The 23460-nt window shown below is 32.3% G+C and carries 16 protein-coding genes and 1 riboswitch; of the genes, 2 read left to right on the top strand and 14 right to left on the bottom strand.

The features are described 5' to 3' along the window. Window positions 1-88: 88 nt before the first annotated feature. From G4L40_RS11705 to G4L40_RS11695, 3 genes are all read right to left on the bottom strand, one after another. Complete coding sequence (locus tag G4L40_RS11705; protein ID WP_166237385.1) at window positions 89-1738, bottom strand: hypothetical protein; 1650 nt, start codon at window positions 1736-1738, stop codon at window positions 89-91. Window positions 1739-1870: 132 nt separating this feature from the next. Beyond that, window positions 1871-2953 carry a bifunctional 3-deoxy-7-phosphoheptulonate synthase/chorismate mutase type II gene (locus G4L40_RS11700; protein WP_166237384.1) on the bottom strand — a complete coding sequence of 361 codons (1083 nt, stop codon included), beginning with the start codon at window positions 2951-2953 and terminating at the stop codon, window positions 1871-1873. A gap of 42 nt (window positions 2954-2995) precedes the next feature. Further along, window positions 2996-3823, bottom strand: a complete 828-nt coding sequence (locus G4L40_RS11695; protein ID WP_166237383.1) for a prephenate dehydratase — start codon at window positions 3821-3823, stop codon at window positions 2996-2998. A gap of 264 nt (window positions 3824-4087) precedes the next feature. Between G4L40_RS11695 and gldA the strand changes: the two genes are divergently transcribed. Then, window positions 4088-4993 carry a gliding motility-associated ABC transporter ATP-binding subunit GldA gene (gldA, locus tag G4L40_RS11690; protein WP_166237382.1) on the top strand — a complete coding sequence of 302 codons (906 nt, stop codon included), beginning with the start codon at window positions 4088-4090 and terminating at the stop codon, window positions 4991-4993. A gap of 55 nt (window positions 4994-5048) precedes the next feature. On the opposite strand, the gene G4L40_RS11685 is transcribed toward gldA, so the two are convergent. The 10 genes from G4L40_RS11685 to G4L40_RS11640 all read right to left on the bottom strand — a co-directional run bounded on the left by G4L40_RS11685 (window position 5049) and on the right by G4L40_RS11640 (window position 19108). Beyond that, the gene (locus tag G4L40_RS11685; RefSeq protein WP_166237381.1) at window positions 5049-5498 is read right to left on the bottom strand and encodes a hypothetical protein; all 450 of its coding nucleotides are present in this window, start codon (window positions 5496-5498) and stop codon (window positions 5049-5051) included. Between the two features lie 175 nt (window positions 5499-5673). Next, window positions 5674-6063: a tetratricopeptide repeat protein gene (locus G4L40_RS11680; protein ID WP_166237380.1), complete on the bottom strand. Its 390-nt coding sequence runs from the start codon at window positions 6061-6063 to the stop codon at window positions 5674-5676. Window positions 6064-6506: 443 nt separating this feature from the next. Beyond that, window positions 6507-7463, bottom strand: a complete 957-nt coding sequence (gene metF / locus G4L40_RS11675; protein WP_166237379.1) for a methylenetetrahydrofolate reductase [NAD(P)H] — start codon at window positions 7461-7463, stop codon at window positions 6507-6509. A 1-nt stretch (window position 7464) separates the two neighbouring features. Further along, window positions 7465-10137, bottom strand: a complete 2673-nt coding sequence (gene metH / locus G4L40_RS11670) for a methionine synthase (protein ID WP_166237378.1) — start codon at window positions 10135-10137, stop codon at window positions 7465-7467. A gap of 161 nt (window positions 10138-10298) precedes the next feature. Then, on the bottom strand, window positions 10299-11300 hold the full coding sequence (locus G4L40_RS11665) for a homocysteine S-methyltransferase family protein (protein ID WP_166237377.1): 1002 nt from the start codon (window positions 11298-11300) through the stop codon (window positions 10299-10301). A gap of 98 nt (window positions 11301-11398) precedes the next feature. Beyond that, window positions 11399-11505, bottom strand: a riboswitch (SAM riboswitch). 152 nt (window positions 11506-11657) lie between these two features. Next, window positions 11658-12830, bottom strand: a complete 1173-nt coding sequence (locus tag G4L40_RS11660) for a trans-sulfuration enzyme family protein (protein ID WP_166237376.1) — start codon at window positions 12828-12830, stop codon at window positions 11658-11660. 91 nt (window positions 12831-12921) lie between these two features. After that, window positions 12922-15336: a bifunctional aspartate kinase/homoserine dehydrogenase I gene (gene thrA, locus G4L40_RS11655; RefSeq protein ID WP_166237375.1), complete on the bottom strand. Its 2415-nt coding sequence runs from the start codon at window positions 15334-15336 to the stop codon at window positions 12922-12924. 97 nt (window positions 15337-15433) lie between these two features. Beyond that, window positions 15434-16399, bottom strand: coding sequence for an alpha/beta fold hydrolase (locus tag G4L40_RS11650; protein WP_166237374.1), 966 nt, complete (start codon window positions 16397-16399; stop codon window positions 15434-15436). Between the two features lie 68 nt (window positions 16400-16467). After that, entirely contained in the window at window positions 16468-17760 is a 1293-nt protein-coding gene (locus G4L40_RS11645; RefSeq protein WP_166237373.1) for an O-acetylhomoserine aminocarboxypropyltransferase/cysteine synthase family protein, read from the bottom strand. A 463-nt stretch (window positions 17761-18223) separates the two neighbouring features. Next, on the bottom strand, window positions 18224-19108 hold the full coding sequence (locus tag G4L40_RS11640) for a T9SS-dependent choice-of-anchor J family protein (protein WP_166237372.1): 885 nt from the start codon (window positions 19106-19108) through the stop codon (window positions 18224-18226). A gap of 289 nt (window positions 19109-19397) precedes the next feature. Here G4L40_RS11640 and metK point away from each other — a divergent pair, with 289 nt between their 5' ends. After that, entirely contained in the window at window positions 19398-20648 is a 1251-nt protein-coding gene (gene metK / locus G4L40_RS11635; RefSeq protein WP_166237371.1) for a methionine adenosyltransferase, read from the top strand. Between the two features lie 68 nt (window positions 20649-20716). Here the strand turns inward: metK and G4L40_RS11630 are convergent, their stop codons facing one another. Further along, a complete protein-coding gene (locus tag G4L40_RS11630; RefSeq protein ID WP_166237370.1) occupies window positions 20717-23449 on the bottom strand; it encodes a TonB-dependent receptor in 2733 nt (910 codons plus the stop codon). Window positions 23450-23460 lie beyond the last annotated feature (11 nt).

Raw genomic sequence — 23460 nt, 5'->3', positions numbered from 1 at the left:
CACATATGTTTATAATAGCAAAGATAGTGTTTCATATTAAAAGGCCATAAAAAAACCAAGAAGATAATTTCTTGGTTTTTAATAATTTTTAAAGTGTCATTCTTCCTAACTTATCTTGCGATTTTCTTGAGGCATAGATTATGAATTCTTTATTACTTTTTCGGTAATAAACTCCTGGTCTAATTACTAACTCATTTTTAATAACTTCTTCAGGATCTTTACGTGTGATTTTTCCTTGGTTATCAAATTGAAATAAAGTTGGCACAGCGTTATTATAATTTCCTAATGTTTTTATTTCATCCATATCCGTAATTCCTTTATTCTTCTTGTTATCATTAAAAATAATATTTAACTGACCATCTGCATAAATAGGAATTGCGCTTAAATATTCTGGCCCTTTACCCATAACTCCTAATTGAAAAGAAACACCAATCGCTACATTAAATCCACCATTTCCACCCGCTCCAAACATTCCTAAAGAAGCCACTGTCGCTGTTGCATTTTGATCTTTTGCTACTACATTACTCCATTCTAAAGAACCATCTGGTTTTAAACAAGTAACAATTATTTCATTAGTGTAATAAGTGATTGGTGTTAATCCAAATGGGCCAATACCTTGAGTTTGTCCAACATATATAAATCGCTCTTCTGAAAGAATAATTAAACCTCCATCATTTTTTTCAATAATCGTATGAATTTTGTAATATGGCTTTACATCCTTTCCTTTTTTAGCTTTTCTTTCCCCTAATAATTTTACTTTAGTAGCATAATCAAATTCATTAAATTTTAGATTATCATTGATATTAGAATTGATATCAATTGTTGCATTAAAAATCCCTTTTAACTCTCTATTCGCTTTACCATTTTCTCTAACTGATGAATAAAAACCAACTAATTGTACTTTGTCATTATTTGTTGACATCATTGAACAATTAATAATTTCTTTCCCTTTAAAATTAATATCAATTATTTCTTTTTTGTATCCATTAGCTTTTTTGAAAGCAAAAACTTGAAATTTCTCAACTTGTTCTTTCTTTTTACTATCTCTGTAACTTTCATTAATTACTAAAAATGCATCATCTCTATAATTCACATCAAAATCAGAAATTGTAAATTCAAAATCTTTTTTATTATCATCAAAAGAAACTTTTTCTGTATTTGAGAATAAAGTAGTTAAACTTGAATCAAATAATTTTAAATCGTATTTCATTGCATCCTCTTTCCCAAATAATGATGCATGCATAGCTAATAATTTAGTTTCATCAGCGGATGTTTTAAAATAAAAATCTCCTCTTCTTGATTTTTTTTCAACTTCAGCCTCAAACAAAGGAATCATGTTTTTACTTAATTTGCCATCTTCAGAAAACTCAACACCTACTAACTTGAAGATTTTTTCTTTACTTTGATATACACTACCAATAATAAAAACCTTTCCATTTAACATAAAGATTTCTTCAAATTCAATTTCTTTATCCTTTACTTCTGGAAGCTCAATTGGTTTATTACTAACCAATTTCATTTCTTTTGAAGTAAAAATTTTCAAAAAATATCCTTTTCCTTTCAAACCTAACGCATAAATTTTATCATTAGATTCTCCAATTATTTTAACAATTGTTCCTTTTTCATCGGTAATTTCTTCACCGTAAGTTAATTTTAAATTTTCAATATTATATTGCGCTTGAGACAAATTAATCCCTGACAACAATGTAACAATAGCTACAAATAATAATTTTTTCATTTGATAAAAATGTTATGGTTTTAAATTTGATGCAATAATACAACTTAAATTCATAAAAATTTATTTGTTAAAAATATTTATTAAACAAAAAAAGGCAATCAAATGATTGCCTTTAAAACATTTATGAAATTTTTACTTATTTATGACTTTCTCTTGATGTGTAATACTTTCTTGGTGTATTGCTTTAAACAATTGCATAACAAATTCGTTACTCAATCCTTTTTCTTCACCTTCCAAAATCATTTTCCCTAGAATTTCATTCCAACGTTGATTTTGCAAAATGGCTACGTTTTTCTCTTTCTTTAACAAACCTATTTTATCGGCAACTTTCATTCGGCTACCCAAAATCTCTAGCAATTTCCCATCAAATTCATCAATTTGCATGCGGAGTTTTGCCATTTTCTGATTGTATTCACTTTCATCGTCCGTAATTTTTCGCACTTTTAAATCTAGAAACATTTGCTTCAAAACCTTTGGTGTTACTTGCTGCGCTGCATCACTCCAAGCATTGTCTGGGTCGATATGGGTTTCAATAATTAATCCATCATAATTCAAATCTAAGGCTTGTTGCGAAACTTCTTGAATCATATCGCGCTTTCCTGTAATATGCGAAGGATCGCAAATCAAAGGTAAATCTGGAAAACGGTTTTGCAAATCGATTGCTATTTGCCATTCTGGATTATTACGGTATTTTGTTTTTTCGTAGGTAGAAAATCCTCTATGAATTACTCCTAATTTTTTAATATTTGCATTGTACAATCGTTCTAAACCGCCAATCCATAAAGATAAATCGGGATTTACTGGATTTTTAAGTAACACTATTTTATCAGTTCCTTGCAAAGCATCCGCAATTTCTTGAACCGCAAAAGGATTTACAGTTGTTCTGGCTCCAATCCACAACACATCAATATCGTGTTCCAATGCTAATTTCACATGAGCCACTGTAGCCACTTCGATTGCCATTAACAAACCAGTTTCTGCTTTGGCTTTTTGCAACCATTTCAACCCGATTTCGCCCACACCTTCAAATCCTCCTGGACGTGTACGCGGTTTCCAAATTCCTGCACGGAAAATAGAAACATCAGAATTTTTTAATTCGTGTGCTATTTTTAAAACTTGACTTTCGGTTTCTGCACTGCAAGGTCCAGCAATTACTAGTGGATGATTCAATTGAAAATCATCTAACCAAGTGCGTAATTCTTTTTTATTTTCCATAATCCTTATTTCACTGTAAAATTACTACTTATTCTTAAATTATTATTGTTTACTCTTTTCATATTCGCCCAACACCTTGAAATGCGTTGTCATGATTTCCATTACTTTTTTCGCTTTTTCAAAATGTTTGTATTTTTCGAAAACTACATCCACAAAAAAAGCATAAGTAAAAGGTGTTTCGATGATAGGAAGCGACTGGATTTTTGTTAAATTTAATTTACAATTATTCAGCACATTTAAAACTGTTGCCAAGGAACCTGGCGTATCATCTAATTCAAATTTTATCGATGCTTTATTAATGAGCACTTTTGAAATTTCTTTGTTAGATGCTTTTAAAACCACGAAACGCGTTTTATTACTCTTTACAGTGTGAATTCCGTCGGCAATAATTTCCAAATTGTAAATTTCGGAAGCCACTGGACCAGCTAAAGCTCCAATCCCTCTCAATTTATTTTCCTGAATTCGTTTAGCCGTAATCGCCGTATCGGAACTTTCTACCAACTTAATATGCGGATATTGACTAAAGAAATTCGCACATTGCAACAAAGCGATTGGATGCGAATGCACTTCTTTGATATCTTCAATCTTTTGACCAGGAAACACCATCAAATTCATGTGAATATCTAAAAAGTATTCGCCAATAATGTGTAAGTCATTTGAATCGATAAGAGCATAATTAGGCAAAATAGCGCCAGCAATCGAGTTTTCAATCGCCATAATTGCTTTGTCAGATTGATTATTCTTTAAACTATTAACCACATCTCTAAAGGAACCGCATTCCTCCAAACCAATTGCTTCACCAAAATAACAATGTGCTACTTGATGATGAAACGACCCTTGAATTCCCTGAATTGCGACTTTAATTTTCATAGTTATGAGCAAAAAAAAATCCCGATTTGCATCGGGATTGTATGTTTATAAAATAAATTTCTTTGATTTATATAATAGCAAAACAATCCCTCTTCTTTATGTAGAAGAAATAAAAAGAATTGTTATAAAAAAATGTACTATTGGTAAGCATTTCGACTTTGTTGTTATATTTGGCTAAAGTAATAAAAAAATGAAAACGAAATACTTTTTTAAATAAATTTGAGTTCTTTTAAAAAAGGTTATTTTTGCTAAAATTTATATGCTATGTCAATAGAAGTTCAAAATATTTCAAAAAATTACGGAGACCAAAAAGCGTTAGACAATGTTAGTTTTTCTGTAAAAAAAGGAGAAATCGTAGGTTTTTTAGGTCCAAATGGTGCTGGAAAATCAACTTTGATGAAAATTTTGACTACTTATTTAACAGCCGATAGCGGAATCGCAATTGTAAACGAACACGATGTAACTTCGTCACAAAAAGAAGTACAAAAATCGGTTGGATATTTACCAGAACATAATCCGTTGTATTTGGATTTATATGTGAGAGAATATTTGGCTTTTAATGCCGATTTACATAAAATTGCAAAATCTAGAATTGATGAAGTAATTTCTTTGACAGGATTAACTCCTGAAAGTCATAAAAAGATAGGTGAACTTTCTAAAGGATATCGTCAACGTGTAGGATTAGCAACCGCTTTATTGCACAATCCTGATGTAATGATTTTAGATGAACCAACTACTGGTTTAGACCCAAATCAATTAGTTGAAATTCGTGATTTGATTAAAAACATTGGAAGAGACAAAACGGTTTTTCTTTCAACGCACATTATGCAAGAAGTAGAGGCTATTTGTGATAGAATTATCATTATTGATAAAGGAAAAATTGTTACCGATAAAAAACTAAATAATCTTGTTGCTGAAGAAGCTGAACAAATTATTGAAGTGGAATTTGATAAAAAAGTCGATGAAAGCATTTTCGTTTCTCTTCCTAATTTGAAAACTGTAAAAAACACTCATGATTTAGTTTGGGAATTAACTTTTACCTCAACTACCGATATGCGTCCAACATTGTTTGATTTTGCACAAGCTAACAATTTGAGAACCCTACAAATTGTATTGAAAAACAAAAACTTAGAACAAATTTTCAGAGAAAAAACAGCAAAAAAAAAGTAACATTATAAACTCAATAATAAATTTATAATGTTACTTGAATAAATTATACTAAAACTTACTGCTTCGGATTTAAAACATAATTTCCATCAGCTAAATAATCATCAATTCCATCAAGACTTGCGATATATCTTTGTCTAAACCGATTGTATTTTGGTTCCATTTTTATCCAAGAAGCTTTTAAAAATTCTTTATCTACAATCGAATTATTTTCAAAATCTACTTTTGTAGCACCAAGTTTATAAACTGTAGCGGTCAAAACTTTATAAGCCATGACTTCTCTTCCTAACTTAAAATAACAATCTGCAATATGAAAATAAATTTCTTTTATAGCTTCATCATTATTTTTTTCAAATTTGATTGCCTTATTATAATATCTAATTGCCCTTGTATATTGTGCTCCAGACTTTAATCGATTAGCTTTTAATAAGACCTCATTATACTCAGAAGAAAAACTATTCCAAAACAACATCAATAAAAACGACAATAATAAGTATTTACTTTTCATAATTTATCAGTTTAGGGTTAAACAAGAATTGAAAGTAAAATTGACTTATTATTTTTAATATTCAATAATAAATCGACCTAAACCACTCAAAATCCGATAAATAACAAAAAACTTACAAACAAAAAAAGTCCCCTTACAAAAATTCATAAGGAGACTTGTCTATAATTTAGTTTTATTAATTCAGTGTTGCCAGGTATTGCTTTCTAAGCGAAAAATAATCATCATAAATAATAGAAAGTGCATATTCAGACAAATCTTGATTCAAAGTTGTACTGTAAATAAATTCATCTTCAGTAAAACCATACTTAGTAATTGCTCTTTTAATATATTTTACTGCTACTTCTTTTTTTCCATCTAAAAAATAACAATTTGCAACCTCAACAAAAACTTCTTTTAAATTTTCATCTCCAGCATTTTTAATATATGATTCATAAGCCTTTATAGCTTCAGTATAGTTCTTCTGCTTACCAAATTCTCTAGCTTTTGAAAGAATTGAGTCTAATTCATTTGCAAAGTTTAACTGAGAAATGAATAAAATTACGAAAGTGTAGATAATTTTTTTCATACTATTTGGTTTTTTGTTCATCATAAATTTACAATCTTTTTTTGAATAAAAAAATATACTTTTACTAATCAGGATATTATTTAACACAATACAATATAAAAAATTAACATATTTTATAAACAATATTCATTTTAAAATGTTTTTTATCGAAAAAAATCAATTAAAAAATTCAAAAATCGATGAAATACAGAAAAATTCGAAAAAATGCAATTATTTTTAAAATTTACGTGTTTAATCGATTTTATATGTTTTTCATCGGTAAATTTATTACGTTTAATTACTTGAATTATCACAAAAATGATTTAATAACAATTTATTAATCTGAAAGTACGACAGTTATATTTTAAAATACAACAACTTAACATATAAATAAAGTTTAATATGGCATAAAAAATCTCCTAAGTACAAAATACTTAGGAGATTTAACTTTAAAAGAAATACAATTAAAAAATTTCTTTTGCTATTGCTTTTACATTTTCGGCTTTACCCATAGAATAGTAATGTAACACTGGAATTCCAGCGGCTACTAATTCTTTACTTTGCTGTGTGCACCATTCAATTCCAATCTGTTTCACAGCGTCATTATCTTTTGCTTTTACAACTGCCATAATCAAATCGTCTGGTAATTCAACACTAAAACGATGCGGAATTAAATTCAATTGCTTCTTTGTTGCGATAGGCTTTAATCCTGGAATTATTGGAACGGTAATTCCAGCAGCTCTGCATTTGGCTACAAAATCGAAGAATTTTTTATTATCAAAAAACATTTGGGTAATGATATAATCCGCTCCATTTTTGATTTTTTGCTTTACAAAATGAATATCACTATCTAAACTTGGTGCTTCCATGTGTTTTTCTGGATAACCTGCCACTCCTATACAAAAATTGGTTTTGGTGGAATTTTGCAAATCTTCGTCCAAATAAATTCCCTTATTCAAGTTGCTAATTTGCGTTACTAATTCCGAAGCATAAGCATGACCTTCTTTTTCAGGTTTGAAGTAAATTTCGCTTTTAACTGCATCACCACGAAGTGCTACGACATTATCAATTCCCAAGAAATCCAAATCAATTAATAAATTCTCTGTATCTTCTTTGGTAAAACCACCACACAAAATATGCGGAATAGCATCGACTTGATATTTATTCTGAATTCCAGCACAAATCCCAACCGTTCCCGGACGTTTTTTTACTACTTTTTTCTGAAGTAAACCATTTTCTAATTCCTTGAATTCATATTCCTCACGATGATACGTTACATCAATAAATGGTGGATTAAATTCCATTAAAGGATCGATACTATCAAAAATAGATTGAATATTTTGTCCTTTTAATGGTGGTAAAATTTCGAAGGAGAACAAAGGTTTTCCGTTGGCGTTTTGTATATGTTCCGTTACTTTCATTTTAATCTGCTAAATTGGGTGATAGCCATTTTTCGGCTAATTCTACACTTATATTTCTTCTTGTGGCGTAATCTTCTAATTGGTCTTTTTTAATTTTTCCTAAACCAAAATATTTACTTTCTGGATTCGCAAAATAATAGCCCGAAACCGAAGCTGCTGGCCACATCGCCATACTTTCGGTTAACTTTACTCCTATTTCTTGTTCCACATTTAATAATTTCCAAATCGTTGGTTTTTCTAAATGGTCGGGACAAGCAGGATAACCTGGTGCTGGACGAATTCCTTTGTATTGTTCTTTGATTAATTCGTCATTTGATAACACCTCATCAGAAGCGTAACCCCAAATTTCTTTTCTAACTTTTAAATGCAAGTATTCCGCAAATGCTTCTGCTAATCTATCTCCCAAAGCTTTTACCAAAATGGAATTATAATCGTCTAATTGTTTTTCAAATTCGGATGCTTTTTCATCTACTCCAAAACCAGTAGAAACACAGAAACATCCAATATAATCTTGTTTACCAATTTCTTTCGGAACAATAAAATCTGCCAATGCGATATTTGGAGCACCAACCGTTTTTTGAGATTGTTGTCTTAAAGTTAGAAGTTGGAAGCTGGAAGCTGGAAGATTTACTTCGATATCGTCATCATTAATAGTATTGGCTGGAAAAATTCCCAAAATTCCTTTTGCAATGAACCATTTTTCCGAAACAATTTGAGAAAGCATTTTTTGGGCATCTTTATATAAATCAGATGCTTGTTCTCCTACAATTTCATCAGTCAAAATAGTTGGAAATTTTCCATACAATTCCCATGACTGAAAAAATGGAGTCCAATCGATAAAATCTACTAATTCTGAAAGCTCAACTTCAATGGTTTTTGTTCCAATGAAATTAGGTTTTACAGGTTCGTAATTATCCCAATCGATTTTGAATTTATTTTTACGTGCTTCATCAATTGATAAGAAATTTTTCTCACGACTTCTATTCAAATATCCTTCTCGAAGTGCATCATATTCTTCACGAAGTGATTTTGCATAAGTAATTTTTGTATCGGGTTGTAATAAATTAGTTGCAACCGTTACCGCACGAGAAGCATCATTCACATGAACTACCGTTTCCTTATATTCTGGTGCAATTTTCACAGCAGTGTGCGCTCGTGAAGTTGTGGCGCCACCAATCATTACTGGAATTTTGATATTCAATTTATCCATTTCTTTAGCCAAATACACCATTTCGTCTAACGAAGGCGTAATCAAACCACTCAAACCGATAATATCCACATTTTCTTTAACTGCAGTTTCTATGATTTTTTCGGGCGGAACCATCACACCTAAATCAATGATTTCGAAATTATTACAAGCTAAAACTACAGAAACAATATTTTTACCAATATCATGTACATCACCTTTTACCGTTGCCATCAACACTTTTCCTGCTGAAGACGATTTTCCGTCTTTTGAAGCTTCAATATAAGGAAGTAAATAAGCCACCGCTTTTTTCATTACACGAGCTGATTTTACTACTTGTGGCAAAAACATTTTTCCGCTTCCGAATAAATCTCCTACTACATTCATTCCAGCCATCAAATTGATTTCGATAACTTCGATAGGTTTTTCAACCAACTGACGTGCTTCTTCCACATCAATTTCGATAAACTCGTCAATTCCTTTTACTAACGAATGCGTTAATCTTTCTTGAACCGAACCATTTCTCCATTCAGCCACAGCTTTTTCATTTGATTTTACATCTCCTTTGAAACTTTCCGCTAAATCTAACAAACGTTCTGTCGCGTCTTCTCTTCTGTTTAGCAAAACGTCTTCCACATGTTCCAACAAAACAGGGTCGATTTCATCGTAAATCTCCAACATTTCTGGATTCACAATTCCCATCGTCATACCGTTTTGTATGGCATGGTACAAGAATGCCGAATGCATTGCTTCACGCACTTTATCGTTTCCACGGAAAGAAAAAGAAACGTTACTAACTCCTCCCGAAATATGTGCATACGGAAGATTTTCGCGAATCCATTTGGTTGCTCGGAAGAAATCTAAAGCATTTAGTTTGTGTTCTTCCATTCCGGTTGCAACTGGGAAAATATTAGGATCAAAAATGATATCTTCTGCTGGAAAACCAACTTGATTCACCAAAATATCATAACTTCTTTTACAGATTTCGATACGTCTTTCGTAAGTATCGGCTTGACCGTTCTCGTCAAAAGCCATCACAATTACTGCTGCTCCGTATCGTTTGATTAATTTAGCATGATGAATAAAGGTAGCTTCTCCTTCTTTTAACGAAATCGAATTCACCACACCTTTTCCTTGAATAACTTTCAACCCAGCTTCGATGATTTCCCATTTTGAGGAATCAATCATAACAGGAACGCGGGCAATATCAGGTTCGGCTGCGATTAGATTTAAGAATTTGGTCATGGCGTAAACACCATCTAACATTCCTTCATCCATGTTGACATCGATGATTTGTGCGCCACCTTCTACTTGAGCACGTGCGATATCTAAGGCTTCATCATATTTTTCTTCTTTAATTAATCGAAGAAATTTTCTAGAACCGGTTACGTTTGTTCGTTCTCCAACGTTTACAAAATTGGTTTCTGGAGTTACAATCAAAGGTTCTAAACCTGATAATTTTAAATATTTATCGGAATTATAACTCATTACTTATTCTTTTATAATGTTTCGCAACATCTTTCCAAAAGGATTTACTGTTGCTCACGTATTGGCAAACCCAACATCGTTGCGACTGTAAAAATGTCTCGAATTGTATTTTTATGGTACTGTTTTTCATTGTTTTCATTTTGGATAATTGATTAAATCAATTATTGAGACAACACATGCGTTTTCTCTACGGGGCGTGGTTTGAATTCTTTTGCTACCTCAGCAATTAATTTGATATGTTCGGGTGTCGTTCCGCAACATCCACCGATAATATTCACTAAATTTTCCTGTAAATATTCACGAATTAATTGTTGCATTTCTTCAGGCGTTTGATCGTATTGCCCGAAGGCATTTGGTAAACCTGCATTGGGATGTGCCGAAATATTTAACGAGGTATTATTTCCTAATCGTTTCAAATAGGGTTTCAATTGATCAGCTCCTAAAGCGCAATTAAATCCAACACTCAACAACGGAATATGCGAAATCGAAATCAAAAAAGCTTCCACCGTTTGCCCAGATAATGTTCTTCCAGAAGCATCGGTAATTGTTCCTGAAACCATTACGGGAATATCAATATTTCTTTCTTCTTTAACTTCCTCGATGGCAAACAAAGCAGCCTTTGCATTTAAAGTATCAAAAATCGTTTCTACCAAAAGTAAATCGCAACCGCCATCAATTAAAGCCTCAACTTGTTGCTTGTAAGCAATTTTTAAGTCATCAAAATTCACGGCACGAAATCCAGGGTCGTTTACATCAGGTGACATAGAAGCGGTTCTGTTGGTTGGTCCGATAGAACCTGCTACAAATCTTGGTTTATCGGTAAATTCATCCGCAACTTCACGAGCGATTTTTGCGGATTGAAAATTCAACTCATAGACTAAATCTTCCATGTGATAATCCGCCATTCCGATAGTCGTTCCTGAAAAAGTATTGGTTTCTACAATATCGGCACCCGCCTCAAAATAAGCACGATGTACTGATTTTACAGCTTCTGGTTGGGTAATGGAAAGCAAATCGTTGTTTCCTTTTAAAGGATGTGGAAAATCTTTGAAACGTTCGCCTCTAAAATCTTCTTCTTCAAATTTATAACGTTGCAACATCGTTCCCATCGCTCCATCGAGCACGAGAATTCGTTTTTTGATTTCTTCTTGAATTTTTGACATATTATCTTTTAACCGCAAAGCTCGCAAAGGATTTTCGCAAGGTTCGCAATGCTTTAATTTATTTAATATGTTATCAAGAAATTGGAAAGAATTTCTTTGGGTTATCTGCTTCCGATAAAAATCGGAATAGAATGTAGCACCTTCTACAAGTGTAGGGTTGCTAAGCTTTCGTAGGGTCTATTCCCTCCAGCTTTCGTGATAACAAACACTATGTTTATGAACACTGCAAATGTAGTGACAAAATTGAAATAATGAAATATTTTCTAAAATTTCATTAAAAAAAGATTATTTATAGATTTATATTCTAAATCAATTATCCTAAAAAGAATATAAATCTATAAAACATTTTAAAAACTTTTATTCTAACGCTTGTTTTAAGTCGTTAATTACGTCTTGAACCGTTTCCAAACCTACAGAAACGCGAACCAAACCATCGGTTATACTTACTGCTAATCGTTCTTCTTCAGTTAGTTTACTATGAGTTGTAGAAGCTGGATGCGTTACAATCGAACGCGTGTCTCCTAAATTCGCAGACAACGAACACAATTTGATTTTATTCAAAAACTTTCTTCCCGATTCAATTCCGCCTTTGATTTCGAAAGCTACGATATTTCCTCCTAATTTCATTTGCTTTTTAGCGACTTCATATTGCGGATGCGATTTCAAAAATGGATATTTCACAGAAGCTACATTAGGATGATTTTCTAAAAATTCAGCCACTTTCAAAGCGTTTTCGCAATGTTTTTCGATACGAACTGGCAAGGTTTCCAAACTTTTTGACAATACCCAAGCATTGAAAGGCGATAAAGCAGGTCCGGTATTTCGGGAAAACAAATAGATTTCACGAATTAAATCCGAACGACCAACGGTTACTCCACCTAAAACACGCCCTTGACCATCGATTAATTTTGTGGCGGAATGTATCACTAAATCGGCACCAAATTGAATTGGGTTTTGAATGTATGGCGTTGCAAAACAGTTATCAATGATCAAAATTAGTTTGTGATTTTTGGCTATTTTTCCCAATAATTCTAAATCTAAAATATCAACAGCTGGATTCGTTGGTGATTCTGCATAAAGGATTTTGGTATTTGGTTGGATGTAATTTTCAATCGTTTCAGGTTTGTTGACATCGAAATACGAAGTGGTGATGTTCCATTTTGGAAAATATTTGGTAAACAACGTATGTGTTGAACCAAAAACACTACTTGCCGAAACGATATGATCACCAGAATTCAATAAAGCAGCAAAAGTTGAATACACTGCAGCCATTCCTGTTGCGAAAGCGTAGCCGTCTTCTGCTCCTTCCATTAAACAAATCTTTTCAACGAATTCAGATGTGTTGGGATTGGAAAATCGGCTGTAAATATTACGTTCTTTCTCTTCCGCAAAAGAGGCGCGCATGTCTTCTGCATCATCAAAAATAAAACTGGAAGTTAAATATAACGGAACGGAATGTTCTAAATATTGTGTGCGCTCTAATTGTGTTCTGATGGCTTGGGTTTCTAATCCTAAATTTTGGTTGCTCATGGTTTTGTTTGTTGAATTGTTTAATCGTTGAACTGATAAAGTGTAAAACCCACAAGACTTTTAAAATCTTGCAGGTTTTGAGTTTGGGTGGTTATAATTTTTTTTCGGATAAGCGTAAAATATCGCCAAAAACGCCTCTTGCGGTTACAGATGCTCCTGCTCCTGCTCCTTGAATTACGATAGGTTGTTCGCCATACGACTCTGTATAAATTTCGAAAATAGAATCTGAACCTTTTAACGAACCTAAAGCTGAGTTGGCTGGAACCGAAATTAGTTTTACTTCTAATTTTCCTTTGTCTTGTTGTAAATCGCCAGATAATTCACCGATGTAACGCAATACTTCGTTTGGTCCTTGAGCGTCTTTGATGTTTTGATAAATCCCGTCTAATTCGGATAAACGTTTTAGAAAATCTGCTGCACTTCCTTCGCGTAAAGCTTCTGGAATTAAGTTTTGTATTTGGATTTCTTCAAATTCGTTTTGTAAATCTAATTCACGTGCTAAGATTAATAATTTTCGACCCACATCATTTCCGTTTAAATCTTCTCTTGGGTCTGGTTCGGTAAAACCTTTGTCGATGGCTTCTTGCAATACTTCGCTGAATTTCTTATTTTCAACTGAAAAATTATTAAACAAATAGCTTAATGTCCCAGAGAAAACCCCTTTGATTTTGGTGATGTTTTCACCTGACAAATGCAGTAATTTTATCGTATCAATTAAAGGCAAACCTGCACCAACATTAGTTTCATACAAATATTCTTTTTGATTTTCTTTTAATACTTTTCGCAGTTTTTTGTAAAAATCAAAACTTACCGTATTTGCGACTTTGTTAGACGAAATCAAATCAAAACTATTTTCTGCTAACGAAATGTAATTTTCAATGAAAGCCGTACTTGCAGTATTATCAATTGCAATTAAATTTTCCAAATGGTGTTCTTTGGCGTAAGCAATAACGTCTTCTACTTTGTAATCTTGACCTTTATCTTCTAAAGTTGCTTTCCAATTTTCACTGATTCCGAACTTATTCAACAAGACTTTCTTTGAATTCGCAATCGCAAATACATTCAATTTAATTCCTTTTCGTTTTTCGATATTTTTTGCCGATTCTAGAATTTGGGAAATCAAAGTGCCTCCAACCGTTCCGTGACCGAAAATGGCGATATTGATTTTTTTCGCTACTCCAAAAATTTCGCCGTGAATTACATTTAAAGCACGTTTGAATTCATCTTGACTAATTACCAAACTGATGTTTCTTCCCGTAACCGTATTATTCAACAAAATTGGCGTGATTTTATTTCGGATTAAAGCCGTGTAAGGTTTGTGGAAATTCGTTAAATCTTGCCCGATAATTGAAATCACCGCAATGTTATCGTTTACCGAAATTTTATTGACATCTTTTGTGTAAAAATCGGTTTCGAATTCTTTTTCTAAACCAACTAAAGCTTTAGAAGCCTTGTCAGAACTCACGACCAAACCAATTCCTCTTTCTGAAGAACCTTGCGAAATAATACTTACACTGATGTCGTTTTCAGCCATCACACGGAAAATTCGTGCATCAACACCTGTTTTTCCTAATAAACCTCTTCCTTCTAAATTAATCAGCGAAACATTCGTTAAAACCGAAAGCGATTTGATGCCTTCATTGGTTTGTTCCGAAGTGATTAAAGTTCCATCATTTTCAGGATTGAAGGTGTTTAAAATACGTAACGGAATATTTTTTTCTACCAAAGGAATAATGGTTTTGGCATGTAAAATTTGCGCTCCGAAATTTGCCAACTCATTCGCTTCGTTAAACGATAATCGCTCGATTTTTTTCGCATCGGCAACTAAATCGGGATTAGCTGTAAAAATTCCGTCAACGTGTGTGTAATTTTGAAATTCTTCGGCGTTTAGATAATTTGCTAATAAGGAAGCTGTGTAATTGCTCCCGTTTCTTCCTAAAGTAGTAGTTTCGTTGTGTAACGTTGAACCAATAAAACCTGTTACGATGTTGACTTTATCGGTGTTTTTTTCGAAATAATCTAATACGTTTCGCTTTGAAACAGCGTCAATTGGTTGCGCATTACCAAAATTTATATCTGTTTTTATTAATTGACGAGAATCAGTGAATTGTGCTTTGATGCTGTTTTCGTTTAAAACATTAGCCACATATTTTGCGGATAAAATTTCGCCATAAGCGATGACTTGGTCTTTGATTTTTTCGCTATAATCTCCTAAAAGCGAAACGCCTTCTAGTAATTTCTGCAAAACCGAGAATTCTTCTTCGAAGATATTTTCTTTCAAACCTTCCAATTGATACTTTTTGAATTGCTCAAAATCCGCTTGAAAATTGATGTTGGCTTGTGCTTTTTTTAGTAAAATTACCAATTCATCTGTAGCGTTTCCTCTTGCCGAAACTACGACTGCGATTGGTTCATTATTGAAATATTTTTGAGCAATCGTTTGAATTACTTTTTGCAATCCTTCTCCGTTTGCTAATGATTTTCCTCCAAATTTTAGTATTTTCATTTTTTTAGATTTTATTTTTCAGTGGTAAAAATGGTATCGCTTTTTTTATTGGATTTTGCTTTCGCAAAAGGTTAGTGAGCGATTTCATTGTGTGTTTTTAATTAAATATAGGTTTAAGTATGTTGTTTAGTTGTTCAAATTCTATCAAGAAAGCATCGTGTCCGTGAATAGATTTGATTTCGTGATAAAATGTATTGTTTTTGTAGTTTTTGATTTCCTGAAAAGCTGTTTTGATTTCATTTGCCGTAAAAAAATAATCGGTATTCACGCTAATTAGATGAATGTTTGATGAGATGCTTTTGATGACTTCCGATTGATTTTTGTTTTTAAAAATATCGGTCGTTTTCAATAAATGATTCATGAGTTTGTAAGCCGAAAGTTGGAATCGATTTTGCAATTTTTCGCCATGATGCAACAACCAACTTTCCACTTGAAATAATCCTTCAGAGTTTTGCAATTTGGTCTGAAATTTTTCTTGGAGTGATTCGGGTGTTCGATACAATAACATGGCGTGAATTCTGGCATCGTGAATTGGATTTTTGGAATTATTCAAAATCAAATCTTGAATAAGCACATTTCCAATCAACCAATCAGAAGCTTTCCAATTTGTTGCAACCGGAATTAAATTCGCAATCGCTTTTGGTCGAATTGCTGCCATTTCCCAAGCAATTGCTCCGCCTAAACTTCCGCCAATTACTGCAAAAACTTGATTCACTTTGAACGAATCGATTCCTTTCCAAAATAAATTAGCAATATCGCAAGTGGTGAAATCTTGATAGTTTTCAATCAAACTTTCTACATCTTGATAGCCGTTTCCTGGAATATTGAAAGCTAAAACTGCATATTTTTTGGTATCAATAATTTTATCATTACCAATTAATGATTGCCACCAACCGTTTTCGCCAATAACTTGCGAATTTCCCGTCAACGCATGATTTACTACCACCAAAGGCGCCGAACCAACTGGTTGTCCAAACAATTGATAAGACAAAGTCACTTTTGCTTGCACTACTCCATTTTGCAATGGAACATTATTGAATATTAACTTTTGAATCGTATTCATATTTCTTTTAAAAAAACAAAGACTGCCTTTAGGTGGGACTATTGGCAGTCTTTGAAACAAACAAAAACCTAAACTAAATTTTGAACTGGCAATTTTTCGAAAACACCTTGTAAATCGGCTTTCAAGTCTTCAATATCTTCTAATCCAACCGATAAACGAATTAAATCTTTCGTTACTCCAGTTGCAATTTGTTGTTCTTCTGACAATTGTTGGTGCGTCGTACTTGCTGGATGAATAATTAATGATTTTGTGTCACCAATATTCGCTAACAATGAGAAAAATTGGGTTTCATCCGCAACATTTTTAGCAGCTTCGTAACCGCCTTTTAATCCAAAAGTTACGATACCGCTTTGTCCTTCTGGTAAATATTGTTGGGCTAAATCGTAATATTTTGAAGAAATCAATCCAGGATAATTTACCCAAGCCACTTCGGGACGCTTTTGCAACCATTTAGCTAATTCTAATGCATTTTCACTATGTTTTTTGATTCGAATTGCTAAAGTTTCCAAACCTTGAATAATTTGAAATGCATTGAACGGACTTAACGAAGCACCTAAATCGCGTAAACCTTCGATTCTAACTTTTGCTATGAATGAAGCTGCTCCTAAGACTTCATAATATTTTAATCCGTGATACCCTGCTGAAGGTTCTGTGAATTCTGGAAATTTTCCGTTGCTCCAATCGAAATTTCCTGCATCGATGATAACGCCTCCAAGCGAAGTACCGTTTCCACCGATGTATTTGGTTAACGAATGAATTACGATGTTTGCTCCATGTTCGATTGGGTTTAGCAAAAAGGGTGTTGCCACTGTGTTATCCACAATAAAAGGCACTTTGTAGGTTTGTGCTGCTTTTGAAATGGCTTTTAAATCGAGTACATCTAATTTTGGATTTCCTAAACTTTCAGCAAAGAACACTCGGGTATTTTCTTGAGCTGCATTTAAGAAATTTTCAGGATTTATCGGATCTACGAATGTTGTGGTGATGCCTAATCTTGGCAAAGTCACGTTTAATAAATTGTAAGTTCCGCCATATAAACTATTGGAAGCTACTATGTGGTCACCAGCTTTTAATAACGTTAATAAAGCAGTTGAGATAGCTGCAGTTCCTGAAGCGGTTACGACAGCTCCGATTCCGCCTTCTAGTTTTGCTAATCGCTGTTCTAAGATATCGTTTGTTGGGTTATTTAATCGTGTGTAAATAAAACCCGCTTCCGCTAAACCAAAAAGATTGGCAGCGTGGTCTGAATTATTGAAAACGTAGGATGTGGTTTGGTAAATTGGAACAGCTCTTGTTCCAGCGTTTTTAGTTGTGTCGTGTCCTGCGTGTAAGGCGTTTGTTACAAATTTATTTGTGCTCATGATATTTTTATTTTTGATGTTTTTGTATTTTTAACTGTTTTTGATTCTACTAAGTTTGATTCAGCTACACATTCGACAACATCGTCTTGGATTGTAAATGGCTATTTTCATATTTGTTGTGTTTTTAGAAATAAAAAAACCTCTGCTTTCGACAGAGGTTATATTGATTATTTAAGTTTCTTTAAAATTATGCAATACAAAGCCTCTGCGAATTATTCCACATTGTCATACAGATATAGCACATTGTAAAGTTCATATTTATTCCTTTTAATTTGATGAGACAAAATTAGATTTATTTTCTACAATAAAAAAATAAATAGATTATTTTTCTAAATTTTGTTATTTTAAAATAATTTTATAGATTATTTTTCGTTAAAAACAATAAATAACAAAAATTAAAACTATCATAAAAGAAAAAAAGAGGCAAAAGCCTCTTTTTTCTAATTTATACAATAAAATATTTTTATTTTTTTACAAATTTTGCAGTTCCTTTTCCTTCATTTGTTTCAATAGAAATGAAATAAACCCCAGAAGATAAATTTGAAACATCTATTGAAGTATTTGAATCACTAGAAAACACCATTCTACCATTTAAATCTATAATTGACAAATTATTGATAGTCATTTCATTTTTCATAGAAATATTTAACACATTACTAACAGGATTAGGATATAGTGAAAAATTATTTTTAAAAAACGAATCAGAACTTAATGGTCTATCAACTGAAAATGAATCTACCCCAATATAATCAGAATTAGCTCCAGAAGGACCTCCATTTGTAACAAAATATCTAAATGCAATTTTACAATTAGTAGCTGTTGGCAAACCAGAAACCGTATAACTATACAAAGTCCATGCATTAGGATAACTTGTAGCCACCAATGAAGGATTAACATCTAATGCTAAAGTAGTATAATCCCCAACTCCTGTTGCACCAACCGGATTAGCAGAAGCAGCTCCATTAGTACTGATTCTTAATTGTAATCTATCAGCAAATGCAGGCGAAGAAACTGTTCTTGTATAAAACGTAATAACATCCCCGTTAACAAGACTAACCACTGGCGACATTAGCCAATTACTAATCGTATTGGCTCCAGCGGTACTATTGTAATTACATGCAACATAAGAATTAGTAGCTCCAGCATAGGAGTCAAAAGGCCCACCACTAGCTGTGGGATTTCCTTGAAACCAATCAGGATTAGTTCCAACAACAGTACTTTGATTTGTTGATGTCCAACCTGCCGTGGCTAAATTAGTATAAGTATCAAACCCTTCACTAATTAAATTTTGTGCTTGAAATGTTAGCGAAACCAACAAAAAGCTAAAAGAAAGTAATTTTTTAACCATATCTATATATTTTAAAAATTTGAATTATAAATATATGAATAACAAGTAATTACATAATACATTTCCGACGAAGCATTAAAAAATTCCGATAAAGTACATTTTTAAAAAAAATAAGTTAACAACTATTTGGAATTCAATTTCATTTCATACATTTGCATCCGAAAACAAAGAGGAAAAATTTGAACTGATTGCAACCTCATTAAAAAAATGCTAAAGCAGTATTCCCTACTCCTTTACGCGATTTGCAGTCTTCTTTTTTTCTCGCTTAATTTATAATAAAAATTTAATTATGGCTTATTTATTTACGTCAGAATCAGTGAGTGAAGGACATCCCGACAAAGTTGCGGATCAAATTTCAGACGCATTAATTGATAACTTTTTAGCATTTGACCCTGAGTCAAAAGTAGCTTGCGAAACGTTAGTAACCACAGGTCAGGTAATTTTAGCTGGAGAGGTAAAATCTAATACTTATTTAGATGTACAAACTATCGCAAGAGATGTAATCAAGAAAATTGGTTATACCAAAAGTGAATATATGTTTGAAGCGAATTCTTGTGGAGTTTTATCTGCAATTCACGAACAATCTGCCGATATTAATCAAGGAGTTGATAGAGCTAGCAAAGAAGAGCAAGGTGCAGGTGACCAAGGAATGATGTTTGGTTATGCAACAAATGAGACTGCTGAATTCATGCCGTTAGCTTTAAAATTATCGCATCAATTATTACAAGATTTAGCCGACTTAAGAAGAGAGAACAAAGAAATCACTTACTTACGCCCAGATGCAAAATCTCAGGTAACTTTAGAATATTCTGATGATAACAAACCTGTTCGTATTGATGCTATTGTAGTCTCAACGCAACATGATGATTTTGCTGATGAACCAACGATGTTAGCAAAAATCAAAAAAGATATTATTGAGATTTTGATTCCAAGAGTGATTGCTAAAAATCCTCAATATGCTCATTTATTTAATGATGCAATTAAATACCACATTAACCCAACTGGAAAATTCGTAATTGGAGGACCTCACGGAGATACTGGTTTAACTGGAAGAAAAATTATCGTAGATACTTACGGTGGAAAAGGAGCTCACGGTGGTGGTGCTTTCTCAGGAAAAGACCCATCTAAAGTAGACCGTTCTGCTGCTTATGCTACTCGTCATATTGCTAAAAATTTAGTGGCTGCTGGTGTAGCTGACGAAATCTTAGTTCAAGTATCTTACGCTATTGGAGTTGCTGAACCAACATCAATTAACGTAAACACATACGGAACTGCAAAAGTAAAATTAACTGATGGAGAAATTAGTAAAGTTGTAGAAAGTATTTTTGATATGCGTCCATACTTTATTGAACAACGTTTAAAATTAAGAAATCCTATTTATAGCGAAACTGCCGCATACGGACACATGGGAAGAACTCCAGAAACCGTAACAAAAACATTTTCTGCTCCTGGTGGTGAAACAAAAACATTAACTGTTGAATTATTCACATGGGAAAAATTAGATTTCGTAGACAAAGTAAAAGCAGCTTTTAAATTATAATTAAGCTATTTATACAAATAAAAAAAGCCTGACTAATATTAGTTCAGGCTTTTTTATATTAACTGTTTTTACAAATTATATTTCAAGCTTAAAATCAAATATCGTGGCTGTACCTTGTAACTTGAAAAAGTACTTGTACCACCTAATTGACTAAAACTATTGCTATCTAGTGATTTTGTATCCAACAAATTGGTTCCTGATAATTTCCATTCCCATTTACTATCTTTCTTTTGATACATGATATTTGCTGATAAAAAATCATATTCGCTATCAATTGTTTTTGATTTATTGTAATTATGAAAAAAGTTATATTCCGATGTAAAAGAAAATGCCTCCAAGAAATAATATTCTAAAGTTAAAGACGGACTATCTGTATATACAATATCAGAAAAATTATCACTAATTGAATAATTATATGATATTCCTAAATTTGGCAACTGCTTAAAATTAGTAGAAAATCCTAATGAATAACTTTGACTAAGTGATTCCGTAGTTTGAATAGCAGTTGGATTATTATCAGGGTCTGTATCGGTATCTGGATAAACACGAATATTATTAAACTTGTTCCATCCAATAGAAACACGAGCATTTGCTTTATAATATTTAAAAAACGAACGTCCATAATTTGCACTTCCACTCAATGATTCTTCTGGAAAACTAGAATTAATATTGACCGCAGAAGAAACCTGATTTACTCCAGAAAATAACGCTTTGTTTTTTATAGCATCAACTTGTTTAGTATAAGAAATATTTGCAAAAATATTTTCGAAATTAAACATGTTATACTTAAAATAACGTAACGAGTGTACTTGAGAAGTTGAATTTTCTAAATATCTATTTCCGCTAAACAAACTGTTATAATTTGAAAAAACATAACCTTGTGCTAATTTATTGATATCGGTAAAATTATTAGTCAACGAATAATTATAAGTTAATGTTTCAGATTTTTTAATTTGCCATAAAGCATAAACATCCGGCAGAATTCTTGTGAAAGATTGTTTATTTGAAGTTCCTAGTTGTTCGTCGTTCATGTTGTATTGATGCACACTAAATCCAGGATTGAATGTGAATTTTCCAGTTAAGAATTTATAATGTACTCCTAGAAACACATCGTTAAACATATAATTTACATCATTACTATTTTCAGTAGCAGTTAGATTATTTTGTGTCCCATTATCTAATATTTGAAAAATAGAAGAATCAAAATTTTGATACGAATAGGTATTTCCTAAAGTCAAATTAATATTGCTTTTTGGAGTAACCATATAATAGTAATCAAATTTTGAGTCTAATTTATTTGTTTTTACAAACCTTTTTTGACTAATATCATCTCTAGTTTGAGTAGTATTATAACCTGACAAAACAAAAGGTTGTGTTTCTAGATTAGCATTATACAATGGATCTTCATCTTGATACATGTGTTGCATTTCGAAAGCAAAAACATGTTTATCGCTTAATGTATAGTAATAATTAAGATTTTGATTAATTGAAAATGGATTTTGTTTTTTATTGGTATAAATATCAGAAAGTAAATTAGAATACAAACTTGTGTTCTCTTTTTGATCTGAAAATTTCACCAGCGCATCATAATCAAAATGTACTTTTTCTGAAGGCACATAACTAGAACTTAATTTCAACAATGCTTGTTTACTGTCTTGTCTAGTGAAATCTTCTTTTGTTTCTGAAATTGTTTGGCTTGTACCATCAGGCAATTCATCTGTACGATTTGAAATGGTTTTTGTTTCAATTTCTGTTTTGTTACCTAAAACAATTCCGAAACCACTTAATGTCCAAGCTTTTGAAGGGTTAAAACTAAAATTTGCCGCCCCAAAAGAAGACTCTATATTAGCTGCCTGGTTATTACGAAGTCCTAAAATCCCTAAATCATTTGATACAACATTAAAAGAAGAACCTCCTTTTCGCATCATGTTTTTGAATCCGCCTGTAAACTTGAAATAATCTTGAGCCGTTAATGGTAACTCGCCAATATTATTTTTATTTCCAATAACATTTAAACTAAACTTTGGATTGTAGTAAAATAATTTTGGATTAATAATATACCTATCTTCTTCGTGTCCAACACCAATACCAGCAGTAATATCACCAAACCAAAAGTTCTTTTTCCCATCTTTTAATTTGATGTTGAGCGCTACATTTTCCTCGTTATTTTCTAATCCTTTTAAATTAGTAACCTCATTATAATTTCTTAATACTTGAATTTTATCTAAAGCATCCGCTGGAATATTTTTCGTAGCTAATTTTGTATCACCATCAAAAAAATCTTTTCCTTCCACCATTACTTTTTGGACTTTTTTGCCTTCTACTTCAATTTCTCCATCTTTATTTACTTCAACACCTGGCAATTTTTTTAGTACGTCTTCTAATTTTCGTTCCGTTCCATTTTTAAAAGAATCGGCGTTATATATAATTGTATCTCCCGAAATTCTTACTGGCATTTCATGAACAATTTCTACTCCTTTTAACAGGATACCTTCTCTTAAAACTACGTTGTAATTCATATTAGAACTACCGGTTTGAACCGTTTTCTCATAATTTTCATACCCTAAATAACTCGCTTTGATAATATAAGCGGTATTAGCATTCAAATTCAAAACAAATTTTCCCGCTTCATTTGTAATAGCATAGGCATCCATTGCTTTTGTTTGCTGATTTACAGCCATAATGTTTGCCATTTCTAACCCAACACCTGTTGAATCCTTGATAATACCTTCAAAACGAATATTTTGAGAAAAGGCACCTGTAGAAAGTGCCATTATAAGAAATATGATTAATTTTTTCATCTTTTAAAATA

The sequence above is a fragment of the Flavobacterium celericrescens genome (assembly GCF_011392075.1).
GTDB lineage: Bacteria > Bacteroidota > Bacteroidia > Flavobacteriales > Flavobacteriaceae > Flavobacterium > Flavobacterium celericrescens.
The sequence above is the reverse complement of the archived record's forward strand: the minus strand, read 5'-3'. Positions and strand labels throughout refer to the sequence as shown.